The sequence below is a fragment of the Parapedobacter luteus genome (assembly GCF_900168055.1).
GTDB lineage: Bacteria > Bacteroidota > Bacteroidia > Sphingobacteriales > Sphingobacteriaceae > Parapedobacter > Parapedobacter luteus.
Genome location: NZ_FUYS01000003.1, coordinates 21617 through 37124 on the forward strand (window position 1 = coordinate 21617; position 15508 = coordinate 37124).

The 15508-nt window shown below is 50.8% G+C and carries 14 protein-coding genes; 5 read left to right on the forward strand and 9 right to left on the reverse strand.

All coding sequences use genetic code 11. The annotated features are described in order from the left end of the window. Positions 1–76: 76 nt before the first annotated feature. Positions 77–859, reverse strand: a complete 783-nt coding sequence (locus B5X72_RS06640; protein ID WP_079716079.1) for a carbon-nitrogen hydrolase family protein — start codon at positions 857–859, stop codon at positions 77–79. A 302-nt stretch (positions 860–1161) separates the two neighbouring features. Between B5X72_RS06640 and B5X72_RS06645 the strand changes: the two genes are divergently transcribed. After that, positions 1162–1386 carry a CDGSH iron-sulfur domain-containing protein gene (locus B5X72_RS06645; protein WP_079716080.1) on the forward strand — a complete coding sequence of 75 codons (225 nt, stop codon included), beginning with the start codon at positions 1162–1164 and terminating at the stop codon, positions 1384–1386. An 89-nt stretch (positions 1387–1475) separates the two neighbouring features. On the opposite strand, the gene B5X72_RS06650 is transcribed toward B5X72_RS06645, so the two are convergent. Both B5X72_RS06650 and B5X72_RS06655 read right to left on the reverse strand, forming a co-directional pair. Next, positions 1476–2291 (reverse strand): helix-turn-helix domain-containing protein, encoded by an 816-nt coding sequence (locus B5X72_RS06650; protein WP_079716081.1) that lies wholly within the window; start codon positions 2289–2291, stop codon positions 1476–1478. 20 nt (positions 2292–2311) lie between these two features. Then, positions 2312–3208 carry an SDR family NAD(P)-dependent oxidoreductase gene (locus B5X72_RS06655; RefSeq protein ID WP_217698103.1) on the reverse strand — a complete coding sequence of 299 codons (897 nt, stop codon included), beginning with the start codon at positions 3206–3208 and terminating at the stop codon, positions 2312–2314. Positions 3209–3619: 411 nt separating this feature from the next. On the opposite strand from B5X72_RS06655, the gene B5X72_RS06660 reads away from it, so the two are divergent. Next, complete coding sequence (locus tag B5X72_RS06660; protein ID WP_079716082.1) at positions 3620–4261, forward strand: DNA alkylation repair protein; 642 nt, start codon at positions 3620–3622, stop codon at positions 4259–4261. 132 nt (positions 4262–4393) lie between these two features. Here B5X72_RS06660 and B5X72_RS06665 read toward each other — a convergent pair whose 3' ends face one another. Continuing rightward, the gene (locus tag B5X72_RS06665; protein ID WP_079716083.1) at positions 4394–4942 is read right to left on the reverse strand and encodes a dihydrofolate reductase family protein; all 549 of its coding nucleotides are present in this window, start codon (positions 4940–4942) and stop codon (positions 4394–4396) included. 204 nt (positions 4943–5146) lie between these two features. Between B5X72_RS06665 and B5X72_RS06670 the strand changes: the two genes are divergently transcribed. From B5X72_RS06670 to B5X72_RS06680, 3 genes are all read left to right on the forward strand, one after another. Next, positions 5147–6289, forward strand: a complete 1143-nt coding sequence (locus B5X72_RS06670) for an acetyltransferase domain-containing protein (protein WP_079716084.1) — start codon at positions 5147–5149, stop codon at positions 6287–6289. A 71-nt stretch (positions 6290–6360) separates the two neighbouring features. Further along, on the forward strand, positions 6361–7002 hold the full coding sequence (locus B5X72_RS06675) for a CGNR zinc finger domain-containing protein (protein ID WP_079716085.1): 642 nt from the start codon (positions 6361–6363) through the stop codon (positions 7000–7002). Between the two features lie 14 nt (positions 7003–7016). Then, positions 7017–8501 carry a ThuA domain-containing protein gene (locus B5X72_RS06680; protein ID WP_079716086.1) on the forward strand — a complete coding sequence of 495 codons (1485 nt, stop codon included), beginning with the start codon at positions 7017–7019 and terminating at the stop codon, positions 8499–8501. 66 nt (positions 8502–8567) lie between these two features. On the opposite strand, the gene B5X72_RS06685 is transcribed toward B5X72_RS06680, so the two are convergent. The 5 genes from B5X72_RS06685 to B5X72_RS06705 form a co-directional block, all read right to left on the reverse strand. Next, positions 8568–9152: a TetR/AcrR family transcriptional regulator gene (locus B5X72_RS06685; protein ID WP_079716087.1), complete on the reverse strand. Its 585-nt coding sequence runs from the start codon at positions 9150–9152 to the stop codon at positions 8568–8570. Between the two features lie 80 nt (positions 9153–9232). After that, on the reverse strand, positions 9233–9985 hold the full coding sequence (locus B5X72_RS06690; RefSeq protein WP_079716505.1) for an SDR family NAD(P)-dependent oxidoreductase: 753 nt from the start codon (positions 9983–9985) through the stop codon (positions 9233–9235). 150 nt (positions 9986–10135) lie between these two features. Further along, a complete protein-coding gene (locus B5X72_RS21015) occupies positions 10136–10465 on the reverse strand; it encodes an alpha/beta fold hydrolase (RefSeq protein WP_245826857.1) in 330 nt (109 codons plus the stop codon). Positions 10466–10485: 20 nt separating this feature from the next. After that, the gene (locus B5X72_RS06700; RefSeq protein WP_079716088.1) at positions 10486–12285 is read right to left on the reverse strand and encodes a RagB/SusD family nutrient uptake outer membrane protein; all 1800 of its coding nucleotides are present in this window, start codon (positions 12283–12285) and stop codon (positions 10486–10488) included. Positions 12286–12304: 19 nt separating this feature from the next. Next, the gene (locus tag B5X72_RS06705) at positions 12305–15433 is read right to left on the reverse strand and encodes a SusC/RagA family TonB-linked outer membrane protein (protein WP_176146119.1); all 3129 of its coding nucleotides are present in this window, start codon (positions 15431–15433) and stop codon (positions 12305–12307) included. Between the last annotated feature and the right edge of the window lie 75 nt (positions 15434–15508).

Below are 15508 nucleotides of genomic sequence, written 5' to 3' on the forward strand. Positions count from 1 at the left end.
AAAGGAGCGTTACTCCCAGCTCTTTTTCTCTTAGTTTTGCCTCTTTAGGTGGTTATCTCGAATGCGGGGCCTCACTTCATTTTATAGGCTTAAACCGGTTTGCCAACAATCCGGTGGCCTTTGCCAAGTTGATGTCACTGACGGTAATTCCCGGCTGGCCATATTGCTGATGAACCAGGCATGTGCCGTCCGGAGCGATGATGGCGGAACCGGACTCCTGGTAAGTGGTGGCATAATTCACGCTGGCAAAATAGATTGTATTTTCCAATGCGCGCATTTGCATGGCCTTTTCATAGTAGGGATTGTCCTTGTGGCCCCACTCCTGAAGTACGACGCCCTCCGTATTGCCGCCTGAGAAATGCGGGTGGAAAACCACCTTCGCGCCCTGGCGCGCTGCCCACCGTACGGTTTCCGGGTAACGGAACCCTTCGTGGCAGATGGCAATACCGAAGACCAGCCCATTCACTTCGAATAGCTGCCGCGTATCGCCCGGTGTCCACCATTCATCCTCGGAGGGATCAAGTTGTACCTTCGCTTGATAACCCAAGATTTGGCCATCGGCATCGATGACCTGCGCCACGTTGTACAGCTTATCGCCGATGAACCAATCCATCGGCAAGATAATAGCAATACGGTGTCGGGCAGCGATGGACTGCGCTTCCGCCAATGCCTTTTCCAAGGCGTCGGGCGTTCTGTCGCTGCTTGGATAGCCCATGCCCGGATAGCCGGGCAGGAATGATTCGGGAAAGCAAACGATCGATGCACCTGTGGATTTGGCTGCCTCAGTAAGTTGGTCCAGCCATGCCTTTTTTTGTTCTTTATCCGGACAAATCGGCGGTGAAGCCAATGCGATTTTCATGGTATAAAATTAGGAAAAGGACGCGATAAAAACCATCACTTCGGGAAATATCCAAGATAGCCGGCAATCATCTGGGTAAAGACCCGCGATTGTGGGCAACGGCGCGGCTACGCGGATACATCGTTAAAGGCTTCACCATGACAGCTCAATGCATGAAAACTGGGACGGATAGTACGCGATTCTTTATAGAGCAAATCGTTGAAGTAAGCCGGTACTTGTAATACAGTATAATGTTTCTAAACTATAAGTAGATGTCTATTGATCATTTCTATGCGCTATTTTTGACAGCAAAAAGGAATTAAATGGCTAAGACTAAACTAACTATTAATAACAACGGATCAGTGAGAATCGAAGGCGATTTTGAAATCGTGGACAGAAATGGTAAAGCCTATGGCTTACAAGGGAGAACGGTACTTTCTATTTGCCGTTGCGGGCTTTCAAAAAACAAGCCTTTTTGCGATGGATCACATAACGGGCACTTCGAGCATGAGGCCATAGCCTTCGATTTGCCTCCAAAAAAGGCCTAATTCACCACTATCTTAACGCCCCCTCCTCCGGCTACACCAGCCGGAGCTGTGCCTCGCAAATGGATTGCAAATAAAAACACGCTCGAACGTCATACCCTGTTATACCTCGTTGGCGACGCCCCGAACCGACGTTTAAACGCATTCGAAAAGTGATGCAGGCTTTCAAAGCCCAGGTTCACGTAGATTTCGGAAGGCTTCTTTCCCTGTTGTTCAAGCTGACGGCGTGCCTCCTCCAGACGTCTTTCCTGCAGCCACTGCCTTGGGGGCACACCGAATGCTTTGTGAAAGTCGCGTTTAAAGCTGGAAATGCTCCGGCCTGTCAGCCGGGCGAATTTCTCCAGTGGAACATTAAATTGAAAATGCTGGAACATGAAACTTTCCAAATCAATTTTATACGGCTCGGAGAAGTCAAACAGAAAGTATTTCAGGTCTGGCAGGGTATCCAGCAAGAGCTCCACGGCTTCCCGGATTTTCAGTCTACCCAACCGGCGTGCTGCGGCTGCTTTGGGGTTATTGGCATAGGGTATGATCGATTTGAAGAAGCCCTTCAGAAACTCATTCTGGGGTATAAATATATTGGGGGGTCCTTTGTATTTCTGCGTGATTTCTACCTGATGCTCCAGCGCGTATTTTCTCAGCGTATCGCCGTTCAGCAGGATTAGTATCGTTTGGTACGCACCGTCTTCACCTGGTATTTTGGTGGCTTTGGCCAACTGGTTTTTCCGGATGAGCAGCATGTCTCCGGCCTGGGTCAGGATTTTCTCGCCGGAGGTTTCAAACATCAACTGTCCGGAAATCTGCAGTACCAGCAGGCTTTCGGGGATGAGGCCGTCCCGTATTCGCTCTTTTTCTGTATTGAGCGAATAGACCATGCGGCCGGGTACTATCTCGGTAGAATACTTCATCAGGATAAAGATACGGGATATTATCGTTCGGACAACCCGACCATCTTGGCACTCGCCCGCCATAGCAAGTCCTTTACTTCGTCGCGCTGGGCGAGCTGCGAAGGATCGGGAAATGTAACCTTTCCTCTAACCAATGAAGCATACACCCGCCCCTCTGGCAACCGGATTTCTCCAGACGCCAGGTTTGCTAATACACCGCCGGCACGTTCGGGCGTACCGACGAAAAACGGAGGTTTGAACAGGCTCACCACGCGCGACAGCGGGCGGAGCACCAACGGCAGCAATATTCGCATGAACCGGGAAGGCTTGCCGGTCAGCGAGGTGCCACCGGTTAGACCGGGGTTGTAGGCGATAACGCTGATACCTCTCCCCTCCTTCGTGTTGATTGCAGCAAAAGAACGGGCCGTCAACAGGTTGCACAGCTTGGATGCGGCATACGCGCGCATGCCCCATTCTTTCTTTTGGGGGTTGGCGAGCCCGTGTGGGTCTAGCGTCTTGGGCGCGAACGGGATGAGTGCGGGGTCATGCGTGTCGCTGGTGGTGAAGACGATGACGCCACTAGCGGTCATGTGGGGCCAGAGCAATCTTGCAAGCAGGTAATGTGACAGGTGATTGACGGCAAACATCAATTCAAAACCGTCTGCACTCTGCTGTTGGTTGTCTTTTGCTTGTACCGCTGCGTTGAGCACCAGCACGTCAATCGTGGTGTCTCCGAGCTGCTTTTTCACGCTGGCCGCAAAGGATCGGACGCTTTCCAGCGACGTGAGATCCAACGGAAAGACTTCTGTCCCTTCCGGTACAATGCGTCCGCGTCCGCGCGCACCGACGATAATTCGTGTACCGGGCTGTTGCGCAAGCCGCTGAACGGCCTCCTTGCCAATACCGGATGTTGCGCCTGTCATAACAATTGTTTTCATGATACAAAGATGTGGTAAAAAGCAATCGGCAATTTGCCTGTATGGCTCGATCTGTTTGCCTGTATGGCTCTTTTTTCGGCAACTGAAATAAATGCGACTTTTGACGAGATAACAATTTAGGAGCAAAAATACAGTCAGCGATTTTTCGCTACGATGACAAGACAACTTATGACATTGTACCTTAACGGGAGTTCTCCTTTTCCAGATAGATTTGAAATAATTGGCTTGTTAGCCAATGGAATGTGACCGGGGCTCGGCGACATGATACTATAGGTAGATAAAATCAAAAAAGCATCCAATGATAGTTTGGATTTCATTATATTCGTTCTTAATTTTATCGATACCAATCGTGCTGCCTTGGCCCGAACAGAATTATTTGTTTGTCTCGAATAAATAAACCGAAAGATTGATATGGAACGCTCTTCAAAAGCAGAAAGCATCCTGGATCAAATCAATAGCAAAACTAAGCTGGGTGACTTACGGAAAATTGCTAAGGATGTCAAAAAGGACCACAACCTGGCCATGGAACTATGGTCATCCGGGGAACTTTTGCCCAGGCTATTGGCGATCTTAATTATGGACAACAAACTTCTTTCACAGGATTTGATTAATAAGCTGAGCAAGGACATGCAGGATCACCCACTCGATGAGCGCAATCAACTCATGGACTGGTTGATGGCAAACCAGCTATCGAAAGACAAGAAAACGGTAACGCTGATGGAATCGTGGCGGAACAGCCCTTCTTCACTTCAGAGACGAATTTTTTGGTATTACCAGGCTCGCTTGCGTTGGCTGGGACAAACGCCTCCGCCTAATACTGAAGAATTGCTATCGACCATTGAAAAGCAAATAGAAAACGAAGAACCTGAAGTACAATGGGCTATGAATTTCACGGCAGGCTGGATCGGGGTTTTTGATAAAAAACACCGGATACGATGTATTGGAATTGGAGAGAAAACGGGGCTTTATAAAGGTGAGATGGTGTCAAAAGGGTGTACGCCCGATTATTTACCTGAGTTCATTGCGATTGAAAGCAACAAAAGAAATTTATAATATATCGCTGTTTGTGGGAAAGCTACTCTCCAAAAAACTCAACGTGGAAGTAGATTTTGGAGATGCGCCGGAACATATAGGCAGGCAGATATCTGATAATCTATCTATCCATGCCCTACACCACTACCTGCTTCATTTGCCGGGGCCGTAGTACAGCACGATGGCGCCGGAACCTAACGTTTTGGTCTTTGCGAGCTTCAGAGACTTCTTATCGCTTATATTTTTAAATAACGGTAAGCCTTTCCCTGCAATAATGGGATGTACACAGAGTTGGTACTGGTCAACTAAGTTGAGTTCGGTAGCGGCTACAATCAAACTTGGACTGCCCACCAAAATATCTTTATCCGATTGTTGCATGAGTGCCAACACTTCTTCTTCGAAACTTCGCGTTGCGACCCGCGCACTTGCCCAATCCACTTTTTTCAGCGTCCGGGAAAAGACAATCTTGGGAATGCTGTCCATGATCACGGCGAATTCATCAATTGCTCGGTTACCGGTAGGATTTTTTGCGATAGGTGGCCAGTACTCCATCAGCTGGTAGGTTATCCTTCCGTATAGAACGGCACCGGCACTGCTCAGTAGTTCGCTGTAATGCTGATGCAATTCATCGTCTGCAATCCCGTACGTGTGGTCGCAAAACCCGTCAAGCGTCATATTGATTCCTGCAATTAGTTTTCCCATGCTGTGTTGTTTTAATGGTCGTTTATGCAAAGATACCACGGCTATCTGGCAATGAGGCTGGGAAAAGGAGACAAGCTAAGGGGGTGGAAGAGACAGCGGTGTGTTCGACGGCAACGGACCTGACGCCATCTTGACCATAAATTTACCTTTTATTTTTATTTTGATGGTAAATTAAATATTTTTGTGAAATAAGCATCAAGCAGTATGCAAACAACGCCGTTGCAATTTTCCCGGATTGCTTCCATTGACATTGTGAGGGGCTTGGTCATGGTGATCATGGCCCTTGATCATGTCCGTGAGCTGATCCACGTGGATTCGCTGACGCAGGATCCGACGAACCTGGGCACAACAACGCCCGCCATTTTCTTCACCCGGTGGATCACGCACCTCTGCGCACCGATTTTTGTATTTCTTGCCGGCACGTCGGCATTCCTATCGGCCGCAAGGAGCGGGGATACCCAGGCAAGCCGCCGTTTCCTGATTTCACGGGGCGTCTGGCTGCTGATCCTCGAATTTACGGTTGTCAATTTCGGGATATGGTTTGACATCCGCTTCGGCGTACTGCTGTTTCAGGTCATCGCGGCCATCGGCATCGGGCTCGTCGTGCTGGGGCTCGCCATCCGCGTACCGGCAGGGGTGCTGGGCGTGGCTGGCCTTGCCATTGCCTGCCTCCATAACCTCCTTCCGCCGAACGTTCCCTTGTTTTCGGTAAACGCCATCCCGTTGGGAACGGATACCACGCTGCTGATCGGCTACCCGCCGGTTCCTTGGCTGGCGATCATGCTGATGGGCTATGGGTTCGGAACGTTGCTGCAGAAAACGGAAGACCGGGCAGGGCTGCTGTTGAAACTGGGGGCCATCTGCCTGCTGGCCTTCACCGCACTGCGGTCTGTCAATGGCTACGGCGACCCGGCGCCCTGGAGCACACAGCAAGATGCATTGTTCAGCGTGATGTCGTTTTTGAACGTGTCTAAGTACCCACCCTCGTTACAGTTTGACCTGTTGATGCTCGGCATCATGTTTCTGCTGCTCAGCGCGGCAGAACGTATGAAGGGCCTTATCCCCAGGATAGTCATGGTTTACGGGAAAGTACCGCTGTTCTATTACCTGTTGCACTGGTACGTGATCCACCTGGCGTTGTTTGCCGTGCTTTTTATCCAGGGATTCAGCACCGCTGACTTCTTGTTCGGTTTCCGGTTCGGCCGGCCCGAGGCGCCGAGCGGGTTGCCGCTGGCCGGGGTGTACCTGGTGTGGATGGGGGTCGTGTGCGTAATGTACCCCCTATGCCGGTGGTACAGCCGCTACAAGGAGGAACACCGGCAGAACCTATGGCTCCGGTATATTTGATAACCTTGGAACAACGAATGATGAGATGAGGAATTACCGGTGCGGCCGGATAAACCTTGAATAAGCATACCATGGCAAGAAAGAGAACGATAGCGACACTGACGATTGACAGCTCTGTCCTGTGCTGCAACTTCGTGAATACGGTCAGCTACTGGACCAGGGCAGATCGGCACGACTATCTGGGAAGTTACGGCGACTTCCTGGATTGGTGCAGGAAACTGGAAGTATCCAGTCCGGAACGGCTGGACGTATTGAACCGGCTGGCCCTTGAACAACCGGGTGAAGCGGAGCGGGCCTTACACCAAATCAAGGAAATCCGGGGCTTATTGCATGGATTCATATCGGCGGTCGCCCGGCAAGACGAGGAGGAGCAAGCAAACCTCCTGCCTGCCGTGAACCGGCTGCTGGCCGAGGGCTCGTCCAAGCAGCGCCTGCTGTACACCGGCGACCGGTTTGTGCTGGATCAATCGGAAGCCCCCGACGACTTACTCGCCCCGGTCTGGAAAACCATCCGTTCGCTGGCCGACCTGCTCACGCAACATGGGCTGGAACGGATAAAGGAGTGCCCCAGGTGCGGATGGGTGTTTCTGGATGAAACAAAGAACGGGCGCCGCAGGTGGTGCAACCCTCAATACTGCGGCGCCACGGACAAGATGATGCGCTACAACGAGCGAAAAAGGAATTCGCTGCAACAGAATAAGACATCACAATGAAAAGGATTTAACCGATGAAACACGATGTGTCCAAACGGATAGTAGCGACAATTGCCCACACGCCCATAGGCAACCTGTCGCGTTGCCTTATCACGGCACTATCCGCCGTCTTTTCCGTTTCGATGACTTCCGGACAGCAGCTTCCCAAGGCATTGTTGCTGACCGGTAACGGGAACATGCCCGAACTCCAGGAGAATTATCCTCCCTGGGTCCATGAGTTCCAGAATGACCAGGTGATTGAAATCCTCGACGGTATCGTAGACATCGACAGCACAGCCGAACTCAGCGACCTGAATGCGGAAAACTTAACGCAGTATGACGTATTGATAAGCAATTCTTTATTTTTGGCACCGGATGCGGATGGGCTGGATGCAATCCGCGACTTTGTCGCAAACGGCAAATCATTCCTCACCCTTCATTGCGGCATCCTCAGTTTCCTCAATTGGGAAAAGTATGAGGAGTTCATCGGGGGAATCTTCATCGGAGGGCCATCGGCCGAACCGAAAACATTCCGCGTACATACGGCGAACCATGAATTCTGGGGATATCCGTATTCCTTCAGGGCATCCCGCCCGCATCCGATATCCCTGTCTGTCGGCGATTTCGACATCACGGATGAGCTGTATTTTTTTCAGCCCAGCACTCCTGACATCGACGTGATTGCCAGAGCTGAGAACCACCCGGTAATGTGGTGGCGCCCGTTTAAGCGTGGCAAGATCATGAGCCTCACCCTCGGTCATGATGCCACCGCCAAAAGTAATCCCGGCTATCAGGAATTGCTGAAAAACGGTGTGCGATGGCTCACCGGCTACCCATTGATATACCAGATGGCAATACCGCCCATTTCAAACAGGACGCTGCAGTACGAGCGCTTCCTGACCTCTCCTACGGCATCAATCCTGGCGGGGGGCGGCGTTTCCGTTCATAGGATCGAAAACCCTTCTACCCTATTCAAACTTGGGAAGCGCAACGGAGAACACCTGGATCTGGCACTGGATGGCGACACCGGTACCGCCCGTTTCACCGTTGCTATACAAAACGAAAAAGGGTTGGTCACTGAAAAGGAAATGGTGTTGCAGGTTGTCGAGGACGGCACCGGGAATATCGCCGCTTACTACGGCAATTCCATTGATGGCTCCGCGGCCGAGAATGAAAGCGGCCTGCTCGGCCTGCGCAACATCATAGACGGTGACCTCACTACCCGGTGGTCCAGTAAACCCGGTGCGGAAGCTTCACTGACACTGGATCTGCGGAAAACTTACCCGCTGACCAAAATCAATATCCTTTGGGAGGCCTCCTATGCGGCAGCATATAACATCATGCTGTCTGCCGATGGCAAAAACTGGTATAGTGGCCATCAAACCACCATTGGTTCGGGAGCATTGGAAACGATCGTGATGCCCCGCCCCATGCAGGCACGGTTTATCAGGCTGGACATGAAACAGCGGGCGACAGGGAAAGTCGGCTACTCCATATATGAATTGGAGGTTTTTCAATGATGCTTAGAACGGCACAAATGTGCGGAGCACGCGCTTTTGCGCCGGGATATGACGCCGCAATAACCGTCAGCTTTTCAAAAACGAAAGGCAAACATTGACAATATCATCGAACATTTTTTTGCTGCCATCAAACTTCATGGTTACGCGGAATCCGTTTAATGAATTGAAGACAAACCGTGCCATTGAACGTGCGGGATACTTTGTTGTAAAGACGCCCCGGTCCTGCCCCTTCTTTATCGCCTTGCAGAGCGCTTCCTCCGTGTCATGCATGATTGAATTGGCTATTGCCCCTACCTCGCTGTCAACGGGGGCCAACTCAACCGCGGAATTGACCATAAAGCACCCCTTTGACCGGCTTGTGCCGACAGCCTCGACTTTTACGGTCTCGAAAATGTATTTGACGTAAGCTTCTATGTCTTCGGCTGTATCCAATCCTTTTATAACGGGGTCTATGCGTTCTTTGCGATAGCGCTGCAACGCCTTTATAAAAAGCGAATGCTTGTCGCCGAAGGTGTCATACAAACTTGAGCGGCTAATGCCCAGATTGTCCACCAAATCCTGGGCGGAGGTAGCGTTGTAGCCTTTCTGCCAAAAGACATGCATCGCTTTTTCTAAAATGACATCCTGATCAAATACTTTCGTTCGTGCCATAAAAAAATCTTTGTGAGGCAATTAATTGCCTCACAAAGATATAATTACGGAACGTTCATTCCAAATATAGGCAAAAAAATTTATATCCGGAATGTGTTTACGGAAGCTGCGCCGTCAACTGTAAATTCACCACCTGAAATAAAAGAAGCGTCATCGGATGCAAGGAAGGCAACCAATTTGGCAACTTCTTCGGGCGTTCCGTAACGCTTGAAGGGAAACTTGCTTTTAATAAGCGCGTGAATCTCATCATCCGCAAATTGCCCCTTGTGAATCGCGGGGGTTTCCGTCATCGCAGGGGCAACGGTATTCACCCTGATTTTCCGGTCTGCCAGCTCTACGGAAGCAGACTTGCTATACGCCGTAAGTGCAGCTTTGGTAGCGGAATATATGGCTGTGCCATATGCAAAAGTAAATGCACTGACCGAAGTCATGTGAATAATGGACCCTCCGTCTTTCATGACGGGAATAAACTTCTCGGTTGTGAAAACGGCTCCTTTGAAATTGATGCCGACGAGTTCGTCAAAGATGGGTGCCGAAATCTGCCCTATCGGCTCTTGCAAAGCGACACCGGCGTTTACGAATAGCACATCAACCTTACCGAAACGGGTGGCTACTTGCTCGACCAGTTTTTCCGTATCGGTTATACTTGCGGCATCGGCGCGGATACCGATGGTTTGGCTGCCCAACTCCTGCACCGCTTGGTCAATGGCGGCCTGATTGCGGCCGGTAATCACCACCTTTGCGCCTTGTGCGACGAGTTCTTTTGCGGCCGCGTAGCCAATTCCTGAACTGCCGCCTGTTACAACTGCGACTTTGTCTTTTAGTTTGCTCATTTTTGCTTTTTTTGAATTAATAAATGCTCCTTCATTCTGGAACGAACGTTCCGCAAATCTACATATTTGGAACAATCGTTCCAAATAAAAATAAAACAACACGCTTCGAAACGCAGCATTCAGTTTCCTGTACCGTTAGGCGATCGCAAATCAGGACAACGAATCCAGGAATTTTAAGATATCAGCGCCTATTTCTGCCGCATGTGTTTCCAGCGCAAAGTGGCCGGTATCATAAAATTTTACAATGGCGTCAGGAATGTCACGTTTGTAAGCTTCTGCGCCGGGTGGCAGAAAAAACGGATCCTTATTTCCCCAGACGGCCGTGTCTTGGCCGGCGACGGGCTTCGATTGGACCGTGCTGCAAATACAGCACGGGGTATCGCCCGGCTGCTTTTCCATACCCGGAGGGGTGTAGATAAAACGCCGGGCGAGATGTGCTGGTGCTTTGCGATGGAAACAAAGCATGATGTACATACCCATGCGAGGTCATAAAACCGGCTTTAATAGCCGGGGTTCTGTGTGATTTTGGGATTTTGATCAATGACGTTCTGTGGAATCGGGCTCATATATTGTTTCGGCTCAAACCGGACCGTGTATTTTCGCTCAACTTCGACATTGTATACCCAGGTGCCCGAATTGTTTGAGGGCACCGTATTACGGATAACCATATTGTGCCGGGGTTTCCCCATCGTCTCCGGACCCTGTGCCAACCGTTTATTGTCGAAATACCGTTTGTCCTCGAAGCACAACTCCACCCGCCGCTCGCGGTGGATAACCTCACGCATCTGCGTTTGGGAAAGCCCAGGTTGCAATGCCGAAAGGTCTGACCGCTGCCTGACTTGATTGATAGCGTCATATACCGATTGGTCCGGACCGAAGGCTTCATTTTGTGCCTCGGCATAATTGAGGAGCACCTCGGCGTATCGGTAAAAAACATAGTTTTGCCCGCTCATATCATCGCCAGGGGGCGCATCGGGGTTGAGCTTTTTCTTCTGGTAATACCCGGAGTCTCCGATATCCGTGTTGCCGGCCAGGTCGATCTGATTTGACCGATCGGGGTTGGGATGGGTCAAATCGATACGGGTATAGATGATGTCTTCCTCTGGCATCCAGTCGAGCTTGTATGGTGCACCATCGTATACAATAAAGTCATAGAATCGCTTTTCCCTGTTGACGTACGGATTTTGCGGATCGTATCCTGAACCAGGTGCCGAAATCGGCAGCCCGTTGGCCATGCTGAATTGATCAACCAGCTCCTGGGTAGGGTTGTAATTGCCCCAGGTCATGTATTCGCCAAGTACGTAGGTGGGGCCACCCCGGCGTTCGTAGTTTGAACCCAACCCCGGAACGTTCGCGACGACCTGCCGATCCCAGATCACTTCTTCATTATACTCATTGGCTTCCCGCCACAGGTTTGGCAAATCGCCGAACAGCCCATAAGGCCCGGCGGCACCGAACCGTTCAATAAACTGCCGATTGGTAGCGGCGGCTACCGCCCACCTGGTCGGATCGTGGTTGCCGAAATGAACGACCCGGCCAGGATCGGGCAAATACGGCGCCGCCGTATTGAACAATGGGCTTGCTGCAAAAAGTTCTATCCATCCTTTCAGGGCCAATGCCGCCCCGAGTGTCGCCCTTCCCGCATCCGGATCGCTTTTTCCATATTTGACCGCAAGGAAACCGTTGTTCACGACCTGTTCCAGCTCGTTTGTGATAAACAAGAATGTCTCTTCAAAGGTCGCTCGTGGCCGCTGGAGTTCTTCCTGGCTCATCGTATTCCTATCCAGCGGCTCGGTAATGATCGGTAAGCCGCCAACATGCATGAAATATTCGCTGTAGAAAAATGCCCGTAAAAACCGGGCTTCGTCGATCCGTTGATTCGCATAGTCTTCCGAAAAATTTGCTCGGTTCTCGGTCACTTTTTGGATGAACGTATTGAGCTTCCGTATTTTGGTGAAAAATGAGGCCCAGGTATAACCATAGGTAGGCCCATGGGTGCCCCCCCATTCGTTTGTCGTACTTTCTCCGGGCACCAGGCAGATGCCTTGCCGCCAGTTGGAAGCGGTGTAATAATGGCTGATGTTGTAATCATCAGAATAATAATCGAGGTTTTCGGCAAAATTCCACTTCAACGGTATCTCGCTGTAGCAATCGTTAAGAAAAATATCGGCATTCCCTTCCGATGCCCATTGGGTTTCGTCTGTTAAATTGGCTTTGTTTTCGTTCTCAAGAAAATCCTGCTGACTGCATCCATAAAACACAACCATCAACATACTCCAGATTAAATTCCTAGTTTTCATAATTTCCTTATGCTATAAGTTAGAAGGTCAGCTCCAATCCGAACGTGGTTGATTTGATGACAGGATACGCGGTTTCACGGTCATCGTAGCCCAGTTCGGGGTCAATATGCTTGATTTTACTGAATGTCAACAGATTATTGGACACCAGATACACGCGCAGGCCCCCTCCGCCCAACCACTGCCTTGCCCGATCAGGCAATGTGTAGCCCAACGTCAAGGTCTTTAACCGCAGGTAACTGGAATTTACCAACCAGAAGTCCGAATCTTGGACATTATTGGATTGAGGCGACGGTGTGGCACGCGGATACTTTGCTGCTTGATTGTCGGGTGTCCAACGGTTGTTGAAATATTCATATCCGGTATTGCTGCCGTTATTTTCAAAAGGTACGGTCATAAACTGGCGTAAATTGACACTGGAGTTGGCCGATCCCTGAAAAAACAACGACAGGTCAACACCCTTCCAATTGACGGAAGGCATAAGCCCAAATGTCCATTGGGGATATACGGGGTAGCCGATCACGGTGAGATCGTGGTTATCAATTACGCCATCGGGCACCCCGTCAGGGCCGCTGAGATCGGCATAACGGATGTCGCCGGGGCGCAATACGCCGAACTGGCGGACATTGTAGCCATCTGCCTCGTCAATGATCCCATCGCCGTTGATGTCGTCCTGTGTACTGAACAGTCCCAATGATTTGTAACCGTAGGGGGTTCCAAACGGACGGCCGACCCGGGTCCTATTGGGATTATCACGTTCGGCGTCGGTCTGAAAGACTTCAATCATGCGATTCCGGGCGAAACTGGCATTCCCCGAAAGCGACCAACCAAAGGAAGCCGAAGGCTGCCTACGGATACCGGCATTGATTTCGAACCCTCTATTGGCCATTTCGCCCTTATTTTCTTCGGACAGGCTTAAGCCATATTCTACCGGCAGCGTAACCTGCGGGGCCAGCAGCATGCCGGTTCGTTGTTCGGTAAAATAGTCGAACTCGACATTGACGGTCCCATTCCACAGCAACGCATCAAAACCAATGTTGGACTTCGTCGAGACTTCCCAGGTAATATTGGGGTTTGCTTCGCGGATGGCACTCGACCCCTGTACCAATGAACCGCTACCGAACGCGTAGGCATTGCCGCGCAAGCTGTATCCGGTGAGGTACTGGAATGCCTCTCCGGCAAGCATACCGGCCTTGCCCCAAGACCCGCGCAACTTGAATTCGCTCAGCCATCCCTTCAAGGGTTCGAAGAATTGTTCTTCGGAAATCCGCCAGGCGCCCGAAAATGACGGGAAGTACCCCCATCTTCTGCCCGGCGCGAAATAATAATGGCCGTCGTATCTTCCGGCTGCTTCAACAATATACCGCTGCTTGTACGAGTAACCTACCCGATAAACGTATCCGATCTCACTGCCGGTGGCGGACAAACCGTCGTTCTCGAAATCCATCCGGTTGGAACTGCCCAAGCCGAGCTCATCGATTTGGAGGCTGAAATTATTCCGCCGGGCGGTAAACCAGTTTTCGGTATAATTCCGTGCCTCGGCTACCAACAAGCCGGTAAGTTGATGATCGCCAAACGCCCTATCGTAGTTGATAAACCCTTGGTAGGTGTAATTGGTACGCCGTCTGTTTTCCAACCCCAACCAGGTATAAGGCCTTCCGGTACCTTCTTGCAGGGAGACGGCTTCGGTATACGTGTACGGCGACGTATTTAAGTTGATTACGTGGTATTTGAAAGGTACATGAAAGGATTTGACATTCGTCTGGCTGGGATCGTAACTGAATACCCCTTTTACGCTCAGCCCATCGACAATCTGCTGTTCGACGAAAAACGAACCCAGCAGCGTATTCAGATCCCTGCGGTCATATCCATCCGATCGCAATACGCCCACCGGCGTGTTGGCAGACGACTCCCCCCAATAATCTGTTCCTGGATAGGTGAGACTTTGCGTTGGCAAATATTTGTAGAACGAACGAAATAGCTGGCCGGAGGTTTGTGCGTCTGCATCCAAATCATTGGTGCGTTCTACTGATCCGTGGATACCCAAGCCCACTTTTGTCGTTGGCGTCACGTTGGATTCGAGATTGACATTGTAATTGTATCGGCGATAACTTACCTTGTCAAATAACCCTTGCTGATCAAAATACCCTAACCCGGCCCGGTACGTAACATGCTCCGTGCCGCCACTTAAGTCGAGATTATGGCTTTGTACAGGTGTGTTCTTATTGAACAGCTCCAGGAAATTGGAGTTGGGGTATTGCCAGGGATTCTCCTGATGCAAAGCATGATAGTTATTTACAAAATCGGGGTCAAAAGGTGGGCTTGTGCCATTTGGCGTTTGGCTGTAATAGGCTTCATTCTGCAAAGCCATGTAATCCCGGGCGTCCAACATATCGGGCAAATAGGTCGGATTTTGGAATCCGTACGACGTACCTAAATGAATGGTGGGCTTTCCTGTGCGCCCTTTTTTTGTTGTAATCATGATGACGCCGTTTGCACCACCTATCCCGAAGGGGGCCACGGCAGCGGCATCTTTCAGAATCGTGACGGACTCGATAGCCGCAGGGTCTATCTGCCTGATGTTGTCGCGCCTGACGCCGTCTACGACGATCAGTGGTTGATTCGCACCGGTGGTAACGATACCCCGGATATGGATGTCCGGATCGTCCGAACCGGGCTGGCCACCGTTGGGGCGCATACTGACACCCGGCAGGCGCCCGGCAATGGAATGCGAAACATTCGGAGCCGGTATCTGGGCAATATCGTCTCCTTGAATCGAACTTACGGCGCCGGTCACCGTAGCACGCTTTTGGGTGCCGTAGCCTACCACGACCACTTCTTCCAGCTGGTCGACGGCCGCTTCCAGGCTGATGGCCAATTCTCCGGCCGGGGGAACGGATACCTGCTTGGGAATAAATCCGACGGAGCTAATTTCGAGCGTCGCACCATTGGGAACGTTCGGCAAGACAAAACGGCCTTCAGCGTCTGTAGAAGTACCCAGTTGGGTATCCAATACCTTGACCGCGGCACCCTCTATAGGTGCATGGGTCTGGGAATCGGTGACCACACCAACGACATGGCGTTGTTGTGCCATCGTTGGCATTACAGAGACCAATATTGCATTGAGGATAAAAAACCTTAAGCGTTTCATTTTTTTGATCATATCATTACTAGATTTATGGATTGTTAGTTTAATAATTGCTGTGCGGGTCGGCTATGTTATGGT